At 61.3% G+C, this 19,545-nt stretch carries 17 protein-coding genes; 6 read left to right on the forward strand and 11 right to left on the reverse strand.

All coding sequences use genetic code 11. The annotated features are described in order from the left end of the window. Nucleotides 1-4: 4 nt before the first annotated feature. Together asd and FX982_RS17280 are read left to right on the forward strand one after the other, a co-directional pair. A complete protein-coding gene (gene asd / locus FX982_RS17275; RefSeq protein ID WP_122538330.1) occupies nucleotides 5-1,117 on the forward strand; it encodes an aspartate-semialdehyde dehydrogenase in 1,113 nt (370 codons plus the stop codon). 312 nt (nucleotides 1,118-1,429) lie between these two features. After that, nucleotides 1,430-1,807 (forward strand): response regulator, encoded by a 378-nt coding sequence (locus FX982_RS17280; RefSeq protein WP_172611765.1) that lies wholly within the window; start codon nucleotides 1,430-1,432, stop codon nucleotides 1,805-1,807. 62 nt (nucleotides 1,808-1,869) lie between these two features. On the opposite strand, the gene FX982_RS17285 is transcribed toward FX982_RS17280, so the two are convergent. Both FX982_RS17285 and FX982_RS17290 read right to left on the reverse strand, forming a co-directional pair. After that, nucleotides 1,870-3,900: a response regulator gene (locus tag FX982_RS17285; RefSeq protein ID WP_172611766.1), complete on the reverse strand. Its 2,031-nt coding sequence runs from the start codon at nucleotides 3,898-3,900 to the stop codon at nucleotides 1,870-1,872. Continuing rightward, a complete protein-coding gene (locus tag FX982_RS17290; RefSeq protein ID WP_172611767.1) occupies nucleotides 3,897-5,381 on the reverse strand; it encodes an ATPase domain-containing protein in 1,485 nt (494 codons plus the stop codon). Before FX982_RS17290 ends, FX982_RS17285 begins: the two co-directional genes overlap by 4 nt. A gap of 283 nt (nucleotides 5,382-5,664) precedes the next feature. On the opposite strand from FX982_RS17290, the gene FX982_RS17295 reads away from it, so the two are divergent. Together FX982_RS17295 and nudC are read left to right on the forward strand one after the other, a co-directional pair. Further along, nucleotides 5,665-6,477, forward strand: coding sequence for a crotonase/enoyl-CoA hydratase family protein (locus FX982_RS17295; protein WP_172611768.1), 813 nt, complete (start codon nucleotides 5,665-5,667; stop codon nucleotides 6,475-6,477). 89 nt (nucleotides 6,478-6,566) lie between these two features. Beyond that, the gene (gene nudC / locus FX982_RS17300) at nucleotides 6,567-7,421 is read left to right on the forward strand and encodes an NAD(+) diphosphatase (RefSeq protein ID WP_172611769.1); all 855 of its coding nucleotides are present in this window, start codon (nucleotides 6,567-6,569) and stop codon (nucleotides 7,419-7,421) included. Here the strand turns inward: nudC and FX982_RS17305 are convergent. The 6 genes from FX982_RS17305 to FX982_RS17330 all read right to left on the reverse strand — a co-directional run bounded on the left by FX982_RS17305 (nucleotide 7,383) and on the right by FX982_RS17330 (nucleotide 12,851). Continuing rightward, nucleotides 7,383-8,156 carry a TSUP family transporter gene (locus tag FX982_RS17305; RefSeq protein ID WP_122538340.1) on the reverse strand — a complete coding sequence of 258 codons (774 nt, stop codon included), beginning with the start codon at nucleotides 8,154-8,156 and terminating at the stop codon, nucleotides 7,383-7,385. The two genes, nudC and FX982_RS17305, sit on opposite strands and share 39 nt — an antisense overlap. 278 nt (nucleotides 8,157-8,434) lie before the next feature. Further along, on the reverse strand, nucleotides 8,435-9,574 hold the full coding sequence (locus FX982_RS17310) for a Gfo/Idh/MocA family protein (RefSeq protein WP_172611770.1): 1,140 nt from the start codon (nucleotides 9,572-9,574) through the stop codon (nucleotides 8,435-8,437). A gap of 126 nt (nucleotides 9,575-9,700) precedes the next feature. Then, the gene (locus tag FX982_RS17315; protein WP_122538346.1) at nucleotides 9,701-10,468 is read right to left on the reverse strand and encodes an SDR family oxidoreductase; all 768 of its coding nucleotides are present in this window, start codon (nucleotides 10,466-10,468) and stop codon (nucleotides 9,701-9,703) included. 25 nt (nucleotides 10,469-10,493) lie between these two features. Continuing rightward, the gene (locus FX982_RS17320) at nucleotides 10,494-11,561 is read right to left on the reverse strand and encodes a phosphotransferase family protein (RefSeq protein ID WP_172611771.1); all 1,068 of its coding nucleotides are present in this window, start codon (nucleotides 11,559-11,561) and stop codon (nucleotides 10,494-10,496) included. A 206-nt stretch (nucleotides 11,562-11,767) separates the two neighbouring features. Beyond that, nucleotides 11,768-12,082: an SCP2 sterol-binding domain-containing protein gene (locus tag FX982_RS17325; RefSeq protein WP_074887795.1), complete on the reverse strand. Its 315-nt coding sequence runs from the start codon at nucleotides 12,080-12,082 to the stop codon at nucleotides 11,768-11,770. A gap of 58 nt (nucleotides 12,083-12,140) precedes the next feature. Then, on the reverse strand, nucleotides 12,141-12,851 hold the full coding sequence (locus FX982_RS17330; RefSeq protein WP_172611772.1) for a histidine phosphatase family protein: 711 nt from the start codon (nucleotides 12,849-12,851) through the stop codon (nucleotides 12,141-12,143). A gap of 207 nt (nucleotides 12,852-13,058) precedes the next feature. Here FX982_RS17330 and sohB point away from each other — a divergent pair, with 207 nt between their 5' ends. Beyond that, the gene (gene sohB, locus FX982_RS17335; RefSeq protein WP_122538352.1) at nucleotides 13,059-14,081 is read left to right on the forward strand and encodes a protease SohB; all 1,023 of its coding nucleotides are present in this window, start codon (nucleotides 13,059-13,061) and stop codon (nucleotides 14,079-14,081) included. 144 nt (nucleotides 14,082-14,225) lie between these two features. On the opposite strand, the gene FX982_RS17340 is transcribed toward sohB, so the two are convergent. The 3 genes from FX982_RS17340 to FX982_RS17350 form a co-directional block, all read right to left on the reverse strand. Then, nucleotides 14,226-14,720: a DUF934 domain-containing protein gene (locus FX982_RS17340; protein ID WP_074887803.1), complete on the reverse strand. Its 495-nt coding sequence runs from the start codon at nucleotides 14,718-14,720 to the stop codon at nucleotides 14,226-14,228. Further along, the gene (locus FX982_RS17345) at nucleotides 14,704-16,362 is read right to left on the reverse strand and encodes a nitrite/sulfite reductase (protein WP_172611773.1); all 1,659 of its coding nucleotides are present in this window, start codon (nucleotides 16,360-16,362) and stop codon (nucleotides 14,704-14,706) included. The genes FX982_RS17340 and FX982_RS17345 overlap by 17 nt, the downstream gene beginning before the upstream one ends. Nucleotides 16,363-16,949: 587 nt before the next feature. After that, nucleotides 16,950-18,113 carry an acyltransferase family protein gene (locus tag FX982_RS17350; protein WP_172611774.1) on the reverse strand — a complete coding sequence of 388 codons (1,164 nt, stop codon included), beginning with the start codon at nucleotides 18,111-18,113 and terminating at the stop codon, nucleotides 16,950-16,952. A gap of 414 nt (nucleotides 18,114-18,527) precedes the next feature. Between FX982_RS17350 and FX982_RS17355 the strand changes: the two genes are divergently transcribed. Beyond that, nucleotides 18,528-19,544 carry a 2-dehydro-3-deoxygalactonokinase gene (locus tag FX982_RS17355; protein ID WP_172611775.1) on the forward strand — a complete coding sequence of 339 codons (1,017 nt, stop codon included), beginning with the start codon at nucleotides 18,528-18,530 and terminating at the stop codon, nucleotides 19,542-19,544. Nucleotide 19,545: the final 1 nt, after the last annotated feature.

Here is a 19,545-nt window from a genome sequence, read left to right on the forward strand (position 1 = left end):
TGCGATGAAACGTGTAGGTCTGGTCGGTTGGCGCGGGATGGTCGGTTCCGTGCTCATGCAGCGCATGCTGGAAGAGCAGGATTTCGATCTCATTGAGCCGGTTTTTTTCACCACCTCCAACGTCGGCGGCCAAGGCCCGTCCGTGGGCAAGGATGTCGCGCCGCTCAAAGATGCCTACAGCATCGACGAGCTCAAGACTCTGGACGTGGTGCTGACCTGCCAGGGCGGCGACTACACCAGCGAAGTATTCCCCAAGCTGCGTGAAGCGGGCTGGCAGGGCTACTGGATCGACGCGGCGTCTTCCCTGCGCATGCAGGACGATGCGGTGATCATCCTCGACCCGGTCAACCGCAAGGTCATCGACCAGCAGCTGGATGCCGGCACCAAGAACTACATCGGCGGCAACTGCACCGTCAGCCTGATGCTGATGGGCCTGGGCGGGCTGTTCGAGGCCGGTCTGGTGGAGTGGATGAACGTCATGACCTATCAGGCGGCTTCCGGCGCCGGTGCGCAGAACATGCGTGAGCTGATCAAGCAGATGGGCGCGATCAATGCGTCAGTGGCCGACGAACTGGCAAACCCTGCCAGCGCGATTCTGGACATCGACCGCAAGGTGGCTGAGGCGATGCGCGGCGAGGGTTTCCCGACCGAGAACTTCGGCGTGCCGCTGGCGGGCAGTCTGATTCCGTGGATCGACAAGGAGCTGCCGAACGGTCAGAGCCGCGAGGAGTGGAAAGGGCAGGCGGAGACGAACAAGATTCTGGGCCGCTTCAAGAGCCCGATTCCGGTCGACGGTATCTGCGTGCGCATCGGCGCGATGCGGTGCCACAGCCAGGCGCTGACCATCAAGCTGAACAAGGATGTGCCGATTGCGGACATCGAAGGGATGATCAGTCAGCACAACCCGTGGGTGAAGCTGGTGCCGAACAACCGCGAAGCGAGCATTCAGGAGCTGAGCCCGACGTCGGTGACCGGGACGTTGAATATCCCGGTAGGGCGTTTGCGCAAGTTGAACATGGGGTCGCAGTATCTGGGCGCGTTCACCGTGGGTGACCAGTTGTTGTGGGGTGCGGCCGAGCCGTTGCGTCGGATGTTGCGCATTCTGCTGGAGCGTTGATTTTGCGGTGACTGCAGCTCTTCCTCGCGGCAGAGCTGCATCGCGTTCGGCGAGTTACTTTCAAAACTGCTGCACAGCGCTTCGGCTGGTATGGCGATTTCCTGCCCGGCGCGGCCTGTAACGATGCGATGGCAACAGCCCTGTTGAATCGCAAGATGCCCTTCTGAATCCATTTGCCAGAGATCCTTCGGCGGTCAGGCCGCCCCATCCTCAGCCCCCCACAGGCCCTGATCAAATAACTGATGATCTGCGCAACCTCCGGCGCGGCCCATGGTCGTATTGGCAGCTATCTATAAGATCAAAGGCGTTCAAATGAGCTCTGATGCAGAAAATGTCGTACTCATCGTCGAAGACGAGCCGCTCATTCTGATGCTGCTGTCCGATTACCTCTCGGGCGAAGGCTATCGGGTGTTGCAGGCGGAGAACGGGGAGCAGGCATTCGAAATTCTTGCCACCAAACCCCACCTCGATCTGATGATCACCGATTACCGCCTGCCGGGCGGGGTGTCTGGCGTGATGATCGCCGAACCTGCCGTCAAGCTGCGACCGGAGCTCAAGGTGATCTTTATCAGCGGCTACCCGGCGGAGATCGTGGATTGTGGTAGCCCGATCACCCGGAAGGCGCCGATTCTGGCCAAGCCGTTCACCATGGAAACGCTGCATTTGCAGATCCAGACCCTGCTCAACTGAGCCTGCCTCAACAAACAACAAAGCCGGCAATCGCCGGCTTGTGTGTCTAAACCCGTCCTGCTTCAGATCTCAATCATCTCCCGCACCTTGGCCGTCAGTTGGTCAAAGGCAAATGGCTTGGTGATCATCTGCATCCCTTCCTCGAGAAAGCCTGAGCGGGCGCTGGCGTTTTCCGCGTAGCCGGTGATGAACAGCACTTTCAGGTCAGCCCGCAGCTGTCGGCCGATGTCCGCCAATTGGCGTCCATTCATGCCGGGCAGGCCGACATCGCTGATCATGAGGTCGATACGCTGGCTCGATTCAAGTATGGGAATCGCCCCGACCGCATCACCGGCCTCCACGTACGCATAACCCAGTTCGCTCAGCACCTGGCTGACCAGCGCGCGCACGGCCGGATCGTCTTCAACCAGCAGAATGGTTTCGCCCTCTCGGGCCTGGGGTGTGTCGCCGGGAAGGGCGGGGGCCTCCTGCTGTTCGGCGCCCTGATAACGGGGCAGGAACAGCTGAACCGTGGTGCCATCGCCTACTTGGCTCTCGATCGCGACATGACCGTGTGATTGCTTGCTGAAGCCGTAGATCATCGACAAACCGAGGCCGGTTCCCTGGCCGATCGGTTTGGTGGTGAAAAACGGATCGAACGCCCGGCTGATGACGTTCTCCGGCATCCCGCAGCCTGTGTCGCGCACGCTGAGCACGACGTAGTCGCCCGGCAGCAGGTTCTCGTAGGCGTTAGTGAACTCGCGGTCGAGATGGCGGTTGAAGGTCTCGATCATCAGCATGCCGCCGTCGGGCATGGCGTCTCGGGCGTTGAGCACCAGGTTGAGCAGGGCGCTTTCCAGCTGGTTCGGATCGGCCTCGGCGGTCCACAGTTCCGGGTCCAGGCACATGTCGAGGCGGATGCTCTCATTGACGCTGCGATTCAGCAGTTCGCCCATGGAGTTGACCAGGTCGTTCATCAGGACCGGCTTGGGGTCGAGCGATTGGCGCCGCGAGAACGCCAGCAGGCGATGGGTCAGGGCAGCGGCGCGGTTGGCCGACGTTACACCGAGGTCGATCAGGCCATCGAGATCGTCAGTGCGACCCCGTGCCAGACGTCGCCTCAGCAGCTCGAGGCTGCCGATGATCCCGGTCAGCATATTGTTGAAGTCGTGGGCGATACCGCCGGTCAGCTGACCCACGGCTTCCATTTTCTGCGACTGACGCAGGACTTCTTCGTTATGACGCAACTGCGAGGTGCGTTCTTCGACTTGCTGTTCCAGCGTTTCGTTGAGGCGGCGCAGCTGTTGTTCGGCCAGCTTGCGCTCGGTGATGTCCGACGTCACACCGGAAAGCAGGCTGACGCGGCCGTTCTGCGCCCGAATCGCCCGTGCGCGAATATCGATCCAGTGCACCGACCCGTCCGGCCAGACGTTGCGAAACTCAATGATGAAGTCCGCGCCGCTGTCCAGGGTGTGCTGCAGAGCCGACTGCATGCGCGGCTGATCTTCGGCATGCACCGAACTCAGCCAGTCGTGGTAGGAGAGCGCGTCGCGCTCGGCCCTGCCAAAATGCGCCTTGGTGATGTCCGAGCACTCCAGCGCCAGAAATTCGGTGTCCAGCTGCCAGGAACCCAGGCGTCCAGCCTTCAATGCATGCTGCAGCCGCTGTTCGCTTTCCAGCAGTTCTTCCAGGCGGGAGCGGGCTTCGTATTGCCGTCGACGCCCGCGCACCGCCGTGCTCACCAGACTGATAAGCGTCGCAGGATGAAACGGGCGCTCCAGAAATGTGACGTTGCCAAGCATTTTGCCCAGGTGGGCCGACGGATTCTGTTTCGGGCCTCCGTGGTGGGTCAGCAACACGATGGGAAAGTCCGACCAGGCCGGCTGATGGGCCAGCAGCCTCAGCAACGGGTTGATGTCCGCATTGCGCAGGGCCTCGTCGGCGATGATTGCCAGACCGGCACCGGCCATCAGCTCACTGCACAGCTGCGCCAGGTCGCCGGTAATCATCGCCAGGTAGCCGGCTTCCTGCAGCATCGTCAACGCGATCTGGCTGTCCCGCCCAAGGGGGGCCAGGATAATAGCCCGCTCCGATAGCTGTCCCGGCGTGCTCACGCGTCAGTGTCCCGCAGCAGCGGATTGTTCTCACCGTGATACTGAGGGATACCACGCAATACGCCCTGAAAGGCTTCCAGCGGTTCGCCGATGGTCATGCCGGACGAACTGATGCGATATTCACGAATGGTTGATTCATGGGTGCCTGTGCGTTTTTTGATAACAGAAATGGCCCGACGGACCTGACCCAGCGCTTCGAAGTAACGCAGCAGGATCACTGAATCGGCGAGGTAGGTGATGTCCACCGGGGTCTGCATGTCGCCGACCAGGCCGTGCTGGGCGACGGTCATGAACGTCGAGGCGCCGTGACGATTGAGGTAGAGCAGCAATTCGTGCACGTGCAGAACCAGCGCGTTCTCTTCAGGCATCGCAGCCTGATAGCCGTTCAGGCTGTCGATCACCACGGTCTGGATGCCCAGTTCGTCGACACAGCGGCGAACGCGGTGGGCAAATTCCCCGGGGGACAATTCAGCGGCGTCGACTTGCTCAATGAGCAGATTCCCGGTGTCTTGAAGTGCACGAAGATCAATGCCGAGGTTGCGCATCCGCGTGTACAGCAGGCCCAGTTCTTCATCGAAAATAAACAGCGCTGCCTTCTCGCCGCGCGCTACTGCCGCAGCGGCAAATATCAAAGAAATCAGCGACTTGCCGGTGCCTGCAGGCCCCAGAATCACAGTGCTCGAGCCGCTGTCCAGTCCGCCCCCGAGCAGGGCGTCGATTTCCTTGATGCCGCTGCTGAGCTGTCGGCTGACATACCCGGCACGGTGCTCGGCCGCCACCAGGCGGGGGAATACTTGAATGCCGTTATCCATGATGTTGAAGTCGTGATAGCCACCGCGGTATTTCTGGCCGCGGTACTTCACCACCCGCAGGCGGCGGCGCTCGGCGCCATAGGTCGGCGTCAGGCCTTCAAGGCGGATTACGCCATGGGCAACGCTGTGCACGGTTTTGTCCAGAGACTCGGTGGTGAGGTCGTCGAGCAGGACGACTGTCGTGTCGTAGCGCGCGAAGTAATGCTTGATCGCCAGGATCTGCCGGCGGTAACGCAACGAACTCTGTGCCAGCAGGCGAATTTCCGAAAGGCTGTCGATGATCACCCGGGAAGGTTTGACCTTTTCCACAATTTCGAAAATCTGCTTGGTCGCCTCGCCCAGTTCAAGGTCCGAGGAGTACAGCAAACTCTGCTGATGGGCAGCGTTCAACAAGTCTTCAGGAGGCGTCAGCTCGAACACCGAAATGTTCTCGTCCAGCTCCCAGCCGTGGGAACGTGCGCCGTCGCGCAATTCGCGCTCGGTTTCAGACAACGTAATGTACAGACCCCGTTCGCCCGCTGCCGAACCCGCCAGCAGAAACTGCAGCGCGACGGTGGTCTTGCCGGTGCCGGGCTCTCCTTCCAGGAGAAACACGTGGCTGCGTGAAAGACCACCCGCGAGGATGTCGTCCAGGCCCACGATACCGGTTGCCGCTTTTGATGTAGTCAAGAATCGCCCTCTTGCGACCTGAGAAAGTGTCGGGCGCCAAAACAGATTTGGCTGCCCAGGCCGTCAGGGTCGTGAAGATCCGATCCCATATCGCCAACACTCTGGACCGTTACCGGGTAAGACCGTTCAGTTTATTACTGGCCGATCAGTGGCATTTGCTGGGGTTTTCGCCGTATTCGCCGTCCGGCAAATGGCGCAACCGTGGCCTGCGAGCGCACATACTGACTTGCTATGATCCGGCGTCAAGGAATAAACCTCGTCTGCCCCTGGAAGGATCAACATCGTGTCTGACTACAGTGCGTTCAAGGTCGAACTGGCCGACCACATTGCCCATGTGCAAATCAATCGCCCGGAAAAAATCAACGCGATGAACGCGGCGTTCTGGCAGGAGATCGTCGAGATATTTCGCTGGATCGAGGACACCGACGACGTCCGCGTGGTCGTGCTCAGTGGCGCCGGCAAGCACTTTTCAGCCGGCATTGACCTGACGCTGCTCGCGTCGGTAGCCAACGAGCTGGGCAAGGACGTGGGCCGCAACGCGCGCCTGCTGAGGCGCAAGATCCTGCAGATGCAGGAATCCTTCAGCGTTGTCGACCGCTGCAGCAAACCGGTGCTCGCGGCCATTCAAGGCTACTGCATCGGCGGCGCCATCGATCTGATCAGCGCCTGTGACATGCGCTATGGGGCGGACGATGCGCTGTTTTCCATTCGCGAGATCGACATGGGCATGGCGGCAGACGTTGGCACGTTGCAGCGGCTGCCGCGCTTGATCGGCGATGGCATGATGCGTGAAATGGCCTACACCGGGCGTAACGTTGGCGCCGAAGAAGCGCTGCGCATCGGCCTGGTCAACCGCACGTTCACCGACCTGCCGCAGCTGCTCGACGGCGTGTTCGGCATTGCCCGTGACATCGCAAGCAAATCACCCATCGCCATCAGTGGCAGCAAGCGCATGATCGGCTACATGCGCGATCACAGCGTGGACGACGGCCTCGAATACGTTGCCACCTGGAACGCTGCCATGTTGCAATCGGCCGACCTGAAGCTGGCGATGGTGGCTCACATGAGCAAACAAAAGCCGGTCTTCGACAATTGACTGACCTATTTGAATGCATAACTGCCTGCCGCTTCTGAGCACTTCATCAAGCTGCAGACGGTCAGGTCGGTGATCAGAGGAGTTGAGGCATGACACGCCCGAAGCGTTGGACCACCGCCGTGCTTGATGTTCAGGCACCCGGCGGTTGGGCTGTGGTTCAGAGTGACCAGGGCTTTTTGAAGGACAGCAACGGCGTGCTGTTCCCGCGCGAGTGGCTGAAGCGGCAGGATTTGTCCTTGATGCATGAGCACGGCATTGGCCATTTTGACGGCGAACCGGTGTACGTGCAGACACTTCGAGATGCGCAGGCGTTGGATGTAGAGGGTGCGCAGTGGCAAACCCTGCGCCAGTTCATGCTCGCCGACGACGCCGAGGTGTTCCAGATGCTCGGTTACGCGGCGCAGATCAGCACCTGGGCCCGTGAACATCGTTTTTGTGGCCGTTGCGGCCAGCCGGCCCGGCAGGTGCCGGGGGAGCGGGCGATGTATTGCCCGCATTGCGATCTGCGTGCTTATCCGCGGATCTCGCCGAGCATGATCGTACTGATCACCCGCGGCGACGAAGTGCTGCTGGCGCGTTCACCGCGTTTCTTGACCGGGGTGTACAGCACGCTGGCCGGATTCGCCGAGCCCGGAGAGTCGGCCGAGGATTGCGTGCGCCGCGAGGTGATGGAAGAGGTGCAGGTGAGGGTCAAGAACATCCAGTACAAGGGCAGCCAGTGCTGGCCGTTCCCGCACTCGATGATGCTCGGCTTTCACGCCGAATACGCCAGCGGCGAGATCGTGCCCCAGGCAGACGAAATCGAAGACGCCCAGTGGTTCAGCATCCACGATCTGCCGCCGTTGCCGGCCAGTCGCTCGATTGCGCGCTATCTGATCGATCTTTACCTGGCCCAGCGCTCAGGCTCAGTTGAACCAGTGTTGCCAGGCCAGGCGGACGGTTAACCCCAGCACCACGGTGATGAACACAGGGCGGATGAACTTGGCACCGCCCTTGATCGCGGTTCTGGCGCCCATGAAGGCGCCGGCCATCACCGCCACGCCCATCGTCAATCCGATCACCCAGTCCACCGAGCCGTTGATGGCGAAGATCATCAGCGCAGCGGCGTTGCTGACGAAGTTCATGCTGCGCGCCACGCCGCTGGCTTTCACCAGATCCACCGGGTAGATCAGCAGCGTGCTGACGGTCCAGAACGCCCCGGTGCCGGGTCCGGCCACCCCGTCGTAAAAGCCCAGCCCCAGGCCTTGGGGCAGCTGCCATTTGGTCTTGATCGGCGCGTTGCTGTCCAGCGGTGCTTTGGGCGTGCCGCCGAACAGCAGGTACAGCCCGCAGCCGAACACGATCACCGGGAGCATCTGATTCAGCAGTTCGGCCGGCAAATAATGTGCGACGACCGCGCCGATCAGCGCTCCCACCGCCGTACCGATCAACGCGCGTTTCCACTGCGCCGGGTGAAACAGCTTGCGGCGATAAAAGGTGTAGCTGGCGGTGGCCGAGCCGAAGGTCGAGCTGAGCTTGTTGGTGCCCAGCACCAGATGCGGCGGCAGGCCGGCAGTGAGCAGGGCAGGCGTGGTCAACAGACCGCCGCCACCGGCGATGGCGTCGATGAAACCGGCGACAAAGGCAACGACAGCCAACACCAGCAGGGTGGTGGGTTCAACGGTGAGTTCGAAAGGCATGGGAAGGCGCTTATCGGGCAGATGGGCAGAATGGCTGCCCGGAAGCGCAGCATTCTACCTGCAAGGCGGGCGGTGGAGTAGGACTGGCTTCTGCCGGGAAGAGGCCGGCGCGAACACCCTAAATTCCGCGGTGTGCTGCCTGACGTCTTCCCGGCTAAAGCCGGTCCCACTAACAGCGCGCGCGGTGTGTCAGGGGGTGCACGCTCTTATTGTGGGACCGGCTTCAGCCGGGAAGAGGCCGGCGTGAACACACTCGATCTCACGGCATGACACCTGGCTCAAATATCGGAAATACTCACCCAGCGCATCTCTTTCGCCGCCATGCGAATCGCTGTGGCCAGGCGCTCGACTTCCATGGCTTCGGCAAAATCCGTCCCGTTTGAACCCTGCCCACCCAGCGCCTGAATCAGTTCATGCACTTCCAGCGTCTTGAGCTCGTTGTACCCCAGCTGATGTCCCGGCGCCGGGCAGAAAGATGCATACCCCGGTTGCGCGGGCCCCGCCAGAATTCGCTGAAACCCGTCGCGTCCGGGGAATCCTGCCCGGTACAGCCGCAGCTCGTTAAGACGTTCTTGATCAAACGACAGCGTGCCTTCGGTGCCACCGATTTCGAAACTCAGATGATTTTTGTAGCCATGCTTGAGCCAACTGCTGCCGAACGTGCCACGCGCGCCGTTGGCAAAGCGCAGCAGGGCGTAAGTCTGGTCATCGATGCTGATCGCCCGTTGCTCTTCACTGCCGCGGGTGGCCGGGCGTTGTGGGTGCACCGTTTGCGAGTCCGCGCACACCGCGTCGACGTCGCCGAGCAGGTACCGCGCCATCGCCAGCAAATGACTGCCGAGGTCCGCCAGGGCGCCGCCGGCATGGGCTTCTTCGCAGCGCCACGACCACGGTGACAGCCCATTGCCCATGAAGTCCTCGCTGAACTCCCCCTGAAAACTGACGATCCGCCCCAGCTCGCCGCCCTCGATCATCTGCTTCGCCAGCCCGATGATCGGGTTGTGCTGATAGTTGTAGCCCACCCTCGTGACGACGCCGGCTTTAAGCGCTGCCGCCTGCATCTCCCGCGCCTGTTCCAGACTCACTGCCAGCGGCTTCTCGCAGTACACCGCTTTGCCCGCTTCAAGAGCAGCCATCGCCATGGGGAAATGCAGCAGGTTCGGCGTGGTGATCGCTACCAGGTTGACCGACGGGTCGCTGACCAACTGCTGCCAGTCGCCATGACTGCGTCCGAACCCCCAACTGGCTGCGCACTTTTCCGCGCGCGCAGCATCCGCATCGGCCAGCGCGACGAGCTTGAGGTTGAAGGGGAGATCGAAGGTGGTACGTGCGTTGTGAAACGCCAGGGCATGAGCCCGACCCATAAAGCCCGTGCCAATCAGGCCGACGCCCAGTTCTGGAAGAGAATTCCCGCGCATGACAGCGTGTCCTTTGAGACCTGTTGTTGTGCGGAAAATGTAGGCTGTTGGGGGTTCCCGATGGAATCTTTATTCCATCAGGAACACCTCAGTTTCACCTCAGCGGCTCAGGTGTGCTCAAGAGGCTCAGGACAGGAAACCGCCGTCCACATTCAATGCCACGCCCGTCGTGTAGCTCGAGGCATCGCTGGCCAGGTACAGCACCGTCCCCGCCATTTCGCTCGGCGCCGCGACCCGCTTCAGGGGAATCTGCGCCAATGCGGTGTTGAGGATCTTCTCGTTGCTCACCAGCGCCGAGGCAAATTTGGTGTCGGTCAGGCCGGGCAGCAGGGCGTTGCAACGGATGCCGAATTGCGCGCATTCCTTGGCGAAAACCTTGGTCATGTTGATCACCGCTGCTTTGGTCACCGAATAGATGCCCTGATACACGCCCGGCGAGACGCCGTTGATCGAGGCCACATTGATGATGCTGCCGCCGCCGTGTTCGCGCATCAGCTTGCCGGCCTCCACCGACATGAAGAAGTAGCCGCGGATGTTCACGTCGACGGTCTTCTGGAACGCGCCGAGGTCGGTGTCCAGCACGTTGCAAAACTGCGGGTTAGTGGCTGCGTTATTTACCAGAATGTCCAGGCGGCCAAACTGCTCGCGGATCTGCGCGAACACCGCCGTGATCTGTTCCATTTCACCGATGTGGCAGGCGATGGCCGTGGCTTGGCCGCCGTCGGCAATGATCGCGTCCGCCACTTGCTGGCAGCCGTCGATCCGGCGGCTCGAGACGATGACATGGGCACCCTGCTGGGCCAGCAGCTTGGCGATCGCCTCGCCGATGCCACGGCTGGCGCCCGAGACGAAAGCGATCTTGCCGTCGAGGTCGAACAGTTGAGTCTTGGACATTGTTGTTTTCCTTGTCGTGTCGCAATCAGAGGCTGGAACGCTCAATCACCTGCAGAGCCATGCGTTCGAGCAGGGTATTCATATGAATGAACTGGGCGAAGCGCTTGTCCTGGGTCTGACCGTGGAAGAAGCGGTAGTAGATCTGCTGGACGATGCCGGCCAGACGGAACAGACCGTAGGTGTAGTAAAAGTCGAAATTGTCGATGGCAATGCCCGAGCGCTCGGCGTAGTACGCCACGAACTCCTTGCGGGTGAGCATGCCCGGCGCATGGCTGGGCTGACGCCGCATCAGTTGCACCGGTGCCGGGTCGTCCGCCTGAATCCAGTACGCCAGGCTATTGCCCAGGTCCATCAGCGGATCCCCCAGCGTGGTCAGCTCCCAATCAAGCACGCCGATAATATGCATCGGGTTGTCCGGGTCGAGGATCACGTTGTCGAAGCGGTAATCGTTGTGCACCAGACTGGAAACGGGATGGTCGTCCGGCTTTTTTTCGTCCAGCCAGCGGGCGACCTTTTCCCAGCTGGGCGCGTCGTCGGTGCGGGCTTTCTCGTAGCGCTCGGTCCAGCCGCGAATCTGCCGCTCCACATAGCCCTGGGGTTTGCCCAGGTCGCCCAGCCCACAGGCGGTGTAATCCACCTGATGCAGCTCGACCAGCCGATCGATGAAGCTCTTGCACAGGGCTTCGGTTTGCGCGGCGTCGAGGTTCAGCTCGGCGGGCAACTCCGAGCGCAGGATGACGCCCTTAACCCGCTCCATCACGTAAAACTCGGCACCGATCACGTTTTCGTCAGTGCAGTGCAAATAGGCCTTGGGGCAATAAGGGAAGGCGTCGCGCAACTGATTGAGAATGCGGAATTCGCGGCCCATGTCGTGGGCGCTTTTCGCCTTGTGACCGAATGGCGGGCGGCGCAGGACGAATTCCTGCTCGGGGTACTTGAGCAAATAGGTCAGGTTCGACGCGCCACCGGGAAACTGGCTGATCTGCGCGCTGGCGCTCAGGCCGGGGATATGGGCTTTCAGGTAAGGGTCGATCAACGCAGCGTCGAGTTCTTCGCCGGATCGAACCTGGGTGGACTGGTCGGTGAGCGGCATGCTTATCCCTGCAGATTATTTTGGTTGGCCAGGATCATTGGCTAATCTAATGCGCCCCCACGCCCGTGAACAAGGGCTATTGGCGTGGGTGTTACGGGGCAATCAGCCGCCCTGATTCACAGGCGGGGGTCGCTGTCTTGCACGTCGCCCGGGCGAAAAAAAACCGAAGCCGGGCAGCTTCGGTTTTTTGCAAGAACGGTGCGTTCTCAGGAAGGGAACAGCTCGCTCAGTTTCATCGCCAGCATCATGTCGCCTTCAGCGCGCAGTTTGCCGCCCATGAACGCCTGCATGCCGTCGGTCTCGCCGCTGACGATGCCTTCAAGGGTTTCGCCGTCCATCACCAGCGTGACCTGGGCGTCCGGGTTTTCGCCTTCCTGCAATTCGCAGGTGCTGTCCTTGACGATCAGGGAGAAGTTCTTGGTTTCGTCGATGCGAAACCCGAACACCAGGTCCAGGCCTGCAGCGGCGGCTGGGTTGAACTTGGCTTTCATGGCTTGAACGGCGTTTTCTACGGAGCTCATGGTGTGATCCTTTTATATGAGTGATGACGAGCACTTTGCGGGTGCGGTTGGCCGGGGCTCAGCGGTAGGTGATGAGCTCCGGCGCCTTCATCAGTTGCAGGTGCGCGTAACTGTTGAAGGAAGCCAGGGACACCTCGCGCTCACGGAACTTCAGGTGGTTGAGCGAGGTGTTGACGATGTGCCAGTTGAGTTCGAAGGCCTGGGTGGCCGGCATTTGCGTAATCAGGTGGAGCAGGGCAGTGATGGTGCCGCCGGAGGTGAACACGGCGATGCGATCGCTTGGCCCGGCGCTGTCGAGAATCCCGCTCAGGCCCGCTTCAACCTCCTCGACGAACGCTTGCCAGCTCTGCAGCGCGGCGGCGTCGTGATCGCCCACCAGCCAGCGGCGAATGATCGCGGCAAACAAACGCTGAAACTCGGCGCGGTTGTTGGCGGCGTCGCGCATGATCTCGAAGGCTTCGGGTTCTTCATCCAGCATCGCGGGGATCAGCGCACGGATCACGCCTTCGGCGTTGAATTCATTGAAGGCGATGTCGGTTTCAAGTTCGGGGGTGGGGAGGCCGGCGGCGTTGAGCTGGGCAATCACCGTTTCAGCCGTGTGACGCTGGCGGTACAGGGCGCCGCTGATGCAGCGGTCGAAGGTCAGGCCCAGCTGCGCGAGGTGTGCGCCGAGGATTTCCGACTGGCGAAAACCGGTGGGCGACAAGACGTCGTAATCGTCCGCACCAAACGAGGCCTGGCCATGTCGTATGAGATAGATGCTGCCCACGACCGCGTCACCCTGGCACGTTGAAAGTGCTGGGAGGTTATGAGGACGGCCCGCGGTCTGTCAATGAAAAAACATACGCTCGTTTGAATTGGCCGATCTGGCCCCCAATCCCCCGTCTCGTCACTGGCCCGGCGACCGGCGCGCCGGTATGCTTGGCCCCATTCGCGATCCTCTGCCGAGGATCTGCTGTACCGGTAAGGAGTTTCTGTGGAGTTCATTTTCGATTACGCCAGCTTTCTGGCAAAGACCGTCACCATCGTGATCGCGATCATCGTGGTGCTGGTGGTCATCGGCTCGATGCGAGGTCGAGGGCGCCGCGGTGCAGGCGGACAGTTGCACGTCACCAAGCTCAATGACTTCTACAAAGGGCTGCGTGATCGCCTTGAAGGTTCGCTGCTGGACAAGGCTCGGCTCAAGGCGTTGCGCAAGTCCCAGGCCAAGGAATTGAAAAAGGACAAGAAGTCCACCGAGGTGAAGTCGCGTGTCTACGTGCTGGACTTCGACGGTGACATCAAGGCCTCGGCCACCGAGAACATGCGCAATGAGATCACCGCACTGTTGACCCTCGCCACCCCCAAGGATGAAGTAGTGCTGCGCCTCGAAAGCGGCGGTGGCATGGTGCACAGCTACGGTCTGGCGTCGTCGCAACTGGCGCGGATTCGTCAGGCGGGCATTCCGCTGACCATTTGCATCGACAAGGTCGCGGCCAGCGGCGGCTACATGATGGCGTGCATCGGCACCCGGATCATCAGTGCGCCGTTCGCGATTCTTGGGTCGATTGGCGTGGTCGCCCAGCTGCCTAACGTCAATCGCCTGCTGAAGAAGCACGACATCGATTTCGAAGTGCTGACCGCCGGCGAGTACAAGCGCACGTTGACGGTGTTCGGCGAAAACACCGAGAAGGGTCGCGAGAAATTCCAGGAGGACCTGGACATCACCCACGAGCTGTTCAAGAACTTCGTCGCCAGCTACCGCCCGCAGTTGCAGATCGACGAAGTCGCCACCGGCGAGATCTGGCTGGGCATCGCGGCCAAGGACAAGCAACTGGTGGATGAGCTGAAGACCAGCGATGAATACCTGTCGGAGAAAGCCAAAACCGCCGAGGTGTTCCATCTGCACTACGCCGAGCGCAAAAGCCTGCAGCAGCGTGTGGGCATCGCGGCGAGCACCTCGGTCGACCATTTGGTGACAGGCTGGTGGGGCAAGCTGACGCAACAGCGGTTCTGGTGATTTCGTAGGACCGGCTTTAGCCGGGAAGGCGTCGGACGTCATACCGCAGGACTGACGGTGTTTGCAGCTTGATCTCGCAGAACTAAAAAAGCCCCGGCTTCTCACGAAACCGGGGCTTTTTGTTGCGTGTGGATCAGTGTCGGATCAACGGCGCCGGAACAGCGGCAGCGGCTCGTCGGTGGCAGCTTGATACGTCACGGAAAAGTCCCTCAGACCCTCCAGCGCTTCGTACGGGTCCTTGTCCGCACGAATCGCGAACGCGTCGAACCCGCAGCGGTGCAGGTAGAACAGCTGATCGCGCAACACATCGCCAATCGCCCGCAGCTCGCCCTTGTAACCGTAGCGGTCACGCAACAGGCGGGCGTTAGAGTAGCTGCGGCCGTCGGTGAATGCCGGAAAGTTCAGGGCGATGACCTGGAACTGATCCGCGTCGTCACCGATTTCCTCGGCTTCCTCGTCGCTGTCCAGCCAGACACCCAGACCGCCGTCGCGGGCCTTTAGCGCATGGGCATGCTCGCGCCACAGGTTCAGCGGCACGATCAGGTCGTCGCAGTTGGACAGGCTGTCGAACGTCGTGTCCTTGGGCAGCAGGTGCCAGGTCTCGTCGATGACCGCGTTGTTCTTAATGATTCGCTGCATAGACGCGCTCCTTGAAAGGGTCGATGCCAATACGCTGGTAGGTATCGATGAAGCGCTCGTCTTCGTTGCGTTTCTCGACGTAGACGTTGATCAGCTTCTCGATCACATCCGGCATGACGTCCTGTGCGAACGACGGGCCGAGGATCTTGCCCAGGCTGGCGTCGCGGCTGGCGCTGCCGCCCAGCGACACCTGATAGAACTCTTCGCCCTTTTTGTCCACGCCGAGAATACCGATGTGGCCAACGTGGTGGTGACCGCAGGCGTTCATGCAGCCGGAGATGTTGAGGTCCAGCTCGCCGATGTCGAACAGGTAATCAAGGTCGTCGAAACGGCGCTGGATCGATTCGGCAATCGGGATCGACTTGGCGTTGGCCAGCGAGCAGAAGTCGCCGCCCGGGCAGCAAATGATGTCCGTCAGCAGGCCAATGTTTGGCGTCGCGAAGCCTTGCTCGCGCAGCTCGCCCCACATCGTGAACAGTTGGCTCTGCTCAACGTCGGCCAGGATTATGTTCTGCTCGTGGGACGTACGCAGTTGACCGAAGCTGTAGCGGTCGGCCAGGTCGGCGATGCCATCCAGTTGCTTGTCGGTGAGATCGCCCGGGGCAACACCCGTGGGTTTCAGCGACAGCGTCACCGCGGCGTAACCCGGCTTTTTATGGGCCAGGACGTTGCGCGAGCGCCAGCGGGCGAAACCGGGGTGCTGTTGATCCAGCTCAGCCAGTTCGGCGCTGTAATCGGTCAGCGCCTTGTAGTCCGGGTCGACGAAGTGCTTGGCGACGCGATGCACTTCGGCCTCGGTCAGCGTGGTCTGGCCGCCGCGCAGGTGGGCCATTTCGGCCTCGACCTTCTCGGCGAACACTTCAGGCGTCAGCGCCTTGACCAAAATCTTGATGCGCGCCTTGTATTTGTTGTCCCGACGGCCGTAGCGGTTGTACACACGCAGGATGGCGTCGAGGTAGCTCAAAAGGTCCTGCCACGGCAGGAACTCATTGATGAACGCACCGACCACTGGCGTGCGGCCCAGGCCGCCGCCGACCAGCACGCGGAAGCCCAGTTCGCCGGCAGCATTCTTGACCGGCTCCAGGCCGATGTCGTGCACTTCGATGGCGGCGCGGTCGGACGTCGAGCCGTTGATCGCGATCTTGAACTTGCGCGGCAGGTAGGCGAATTCCGGGTGAAAGGTCGTCCACTGACGGACGATTTCACACCACGGGCGCGGGTCCACCAACTCGTCGGCTGCCACGCCGGCGAACTGGTCCGTGGTGACGTTGCGCAGGCAGTTGCCGCTGGTCTGGATCGCGTGCATCTGCACGGTGGCCAGCTCGGCGAGAATGTCGGGGATGTCTTCGAGTGCCGGCCAGTTGAACTGCACGTTCTGGCGGGTACTGATGTGTGCGTAGCCCTTGTCGTAATCGCGGGCGATCTTCGCCAGCATGCGGGCCTGGCGTGACGCCAGCTGGCCGTAAGGCACAGCCACGCGCAGCATCGGGGCGAAGCGTTGAATGTAGAGGCCGTTTTGCAGGCGAAGCGGGCGGAACTCTTCTTCACTGAGCTCGCCGGCCAGATAGCGGCGGGTCTGGTCGCGGAACTGCTTGACGCGGTCCTCGACGATCCGCTGATCGTACTCGTCGTATACGTACATGGTGGTCCTGTTCTCAGGCGGTTCACTGCTGCTGGGCCAGCCGGAAAGGCGATGCGTTGTCGTCTGCTTTCAGGCTACCGAACAAATCTGCGCGCACGGCCGCGCACTCCTTGCGGAGCCGGGGGAGGTTACCAGTTTGCAGATATGCGCAAAAGTGATGTTTGAGTATATGCACAGAACCGAAAGTGCTAAGCAGCACGTCGGGTTGCCATAGCCTCACTTGTGATAAGGGCATCCCTGAACTTTACTGAGGCGATGGCTGACGACCTCCGTCGTTGGCACGCGAGTTTTGCGATCACCCATAAAACAGACAAAAGGCGATGCAATGCGAAATCACCCGAAAGTTGCCAAATCCGAAAGCCATGTGGATGCATGGGCCATTCTTTTCATTATTGTGCTGGTTGTGGGGGCAGTAGCGTTCTGGGTGACGCACCAGTAGCGGGCATGGCCTGTTCGGCGAAGAGTGCCGATGCCGCGAGAGCCCCGCCATCGAGAGTGGCGGGTGCATATGCCTGACCGGACCGGACTGAGGGTACCCGACGAAGTCGGGCTAAACCGAGAGCAGCACTCTTGATCCTGCTCTGCCCTCAGACATTGATGCGAGAAACATCATCGCTCCGCCGGCCGCGAAACGATCTGCGTCTCAAGCACTCCCCAAACCGCACCCCAGGCACCTCGATGTAGCGATGAACCAACATCGAAAGCACCACAACCGCCACCACCACCAACAGCAACAACAGATTGTCGTTCAGGGCACTGCCCGTACTCAGATAACGCACCAGCGACCCTGGCATCTCCCCCGGCCTGTCCACCAACAGCGGGTAACCGCCGAACTTGGCCGCCACCGTCAGCCCGGTGGCGACCACGAAAATCACCGCCGCATGGGTCAGGTAAACCGACAGCCACAGCCTGCCCAGCGCCGGAAACACTCGCTTGTGCAACAGCCGCGAAACCGCTCCGGCCTCCCACGCAAACACCAGAATCGCCAGGCAAAACAGCAGCGCCAGTTCAATCGTCAGCGGGGGCGCGCCGTCCACCATCACCCAGCCGATCGTCGCCAATATCCCCATTTCAAGCACGCTGGCCAGTGCCACCCCCGGCGCGAAATTCCGCAGCCGCGCATACAGCCTGTACGTCACCGTGCCCGCAAAGAAACACGCCGCGCCCCACAACACATAACGCGTCAGCAGATCGGAATCCGCGAACAGCCCGACAAACGCGAACCCGCCCAACAGCGTGAACAGCATCCGCGCCATTCTCGGCAACGCGTAGCAGATCAGCCCGAAGATCAGCCACAGATAAAACGCTACGCTGACCCACCACGACGGGTAGTTGAACGACAACGCATTGAAGCCCGGCCACCACGCCTGGATCAGCAACACATTGGGCAGGATCTCCCCGGGCGCCCGGTCACCACTGAACGCCGGGAAATTCAACAGCAGCCCGTAGCGCTCCATGACTAGCTTCAAACACTCGAAACCGATGAAGAACAACAGTACCGCCAAGTGCAGCGGCATCACCCGGCAGGCGCGGGCCATCGTGAAGTCGCCGAGTTGCCCCTCAGTAGTAGGCGTGCCGACGTAGCGGCGGTACATCAGAAAGCCGCTGAGGGCAAAAAACAAACCGGCGAACTGGCTGGCATTACGGAAAAACGCCAGCTCCGTGATGCTTCGCTCGATGTGCGAGTGATGAACAATCAGGGTCAGGGCGCAGAGACCGCGAAGGCTGTCGAGCACGACGAATCGCTTCATCTTGAGGATCCTTTTCAGATGAGTCAGGCGTGCGGGCACGCGAACCGGCGCCAGCAGGCGTGCAGGGCAGAGCAAACGATGAAAGGGTGCGACAGGCAGGAAAGTTACCACCTTCGACACTGAGGCCGATGAGTGGGCAGGGCACATGAAAAACCGGCGAAAGGCACGGCGCGAGGCGGACAGCCCCAAGGTCACCATGCGTCGAGACGAATCCGGGTCTTCATATAAGTGCCGCCAGCGACGGGCAGCAGTATGCCGAACCGCAAACCCGGACGGAACAGGCATTTGTCGAATTTGCTTGCCGATCCACTGTCGTCCCAATATGTGGGATCGTGCGTTATATATTGAGATATCGCCAGCAACCGGTTTATAGTCCGTCCCGCATTCACTCATTAATAACAATCAGGTGAAGCCATGCAGGCGCAATTGATCGCGCTCGATTGGGGTACGACATCCCTTCGAGCGTATCGACTCGGCGAAAACGGCCGGGTACTGGAACAACGTTCGCTCGACGCGGGCATCATGCAGCTGCCCTCGACGCCTCGCTTAATCGGCGGGCAGCAGGTTTGCAACGGCTTCGAACTGGCTTTTGACGAGGCCTGCGGCGACTGGCTCGACGCCGAACCGACGCTGCCGGTGATCGCCTGCGGCATGGTCGGCAGCGCTCAGGGCTGGCGCGAAGCCGTCTACCAGCGGACGCCCGCCAGCGTCGCCGCCCTCAGTTCCGCGCTGGTCACGGTGCGCAGCGTGCGCGGCGTCGACGTTCACATCATTCCCGGCATCCTGCAGCGCTCCGAGCTGCCCAACGTGATGCGCGGCGAAGAAACCCAAGTCCTCGGCATTCTCGACTCGCTGCCCGCCAGCGAAGCCGCCAAGCCACTGTTGATCGGCCTGCCCGGGAGCCACTCGAAGTGGGTGAGGGCGGTGGACGGCCGGATCGAGCATTTCGATACCTTCATGACCGGCGAGGTCTACGCCGCGCTGTCCAGCCACACCATACTCGGCCGCACGATGCAGCGCAGCGAGACCTTCGACGCTGAAGCGTTTGACCGGGGCGTGGCAGTGTCTCGCTCGGCCAGCGGTGCGGCAGGTCCGCTGTCGACCATCTTCAGTTGCCGAACGCTCGGCTTGACCGGCGTGCTGTCCGGTGCTGCCCAATCCGATTACTTGTCCGGCCTGTTGATCGGCCATGAAATCGTCGCGCTCGCCCAACTGTTGCGCCAGACCGACGCGCAGTTGCCTGCCGTGATCCTGATCGGCAGCGACGCCCTGATCGCCCGCTATCAGCGCGCCCTCGATGCCAATGGCTTTGCCCAGGTGATCCTGGCGGAACAGGCCACCGAGCGCGGTCTGTGGCAGGTCGCGGTGCAGGCCGGTCTGATTCAATCCTCCTCTTCGGCCGCTGCCCGGCCCCTTCACGTAGAGAACTGAC

It is taken from the genome of Pseudomonas graminis (assembly GCF_013201545.1).
Taxonomy (GTDB): domain Bacteria; phylum Pseudomonadota; class Gammaproteobacteria; order Pseudomonadales; family Pseudomonadaceae; genus Aquipseudomonas.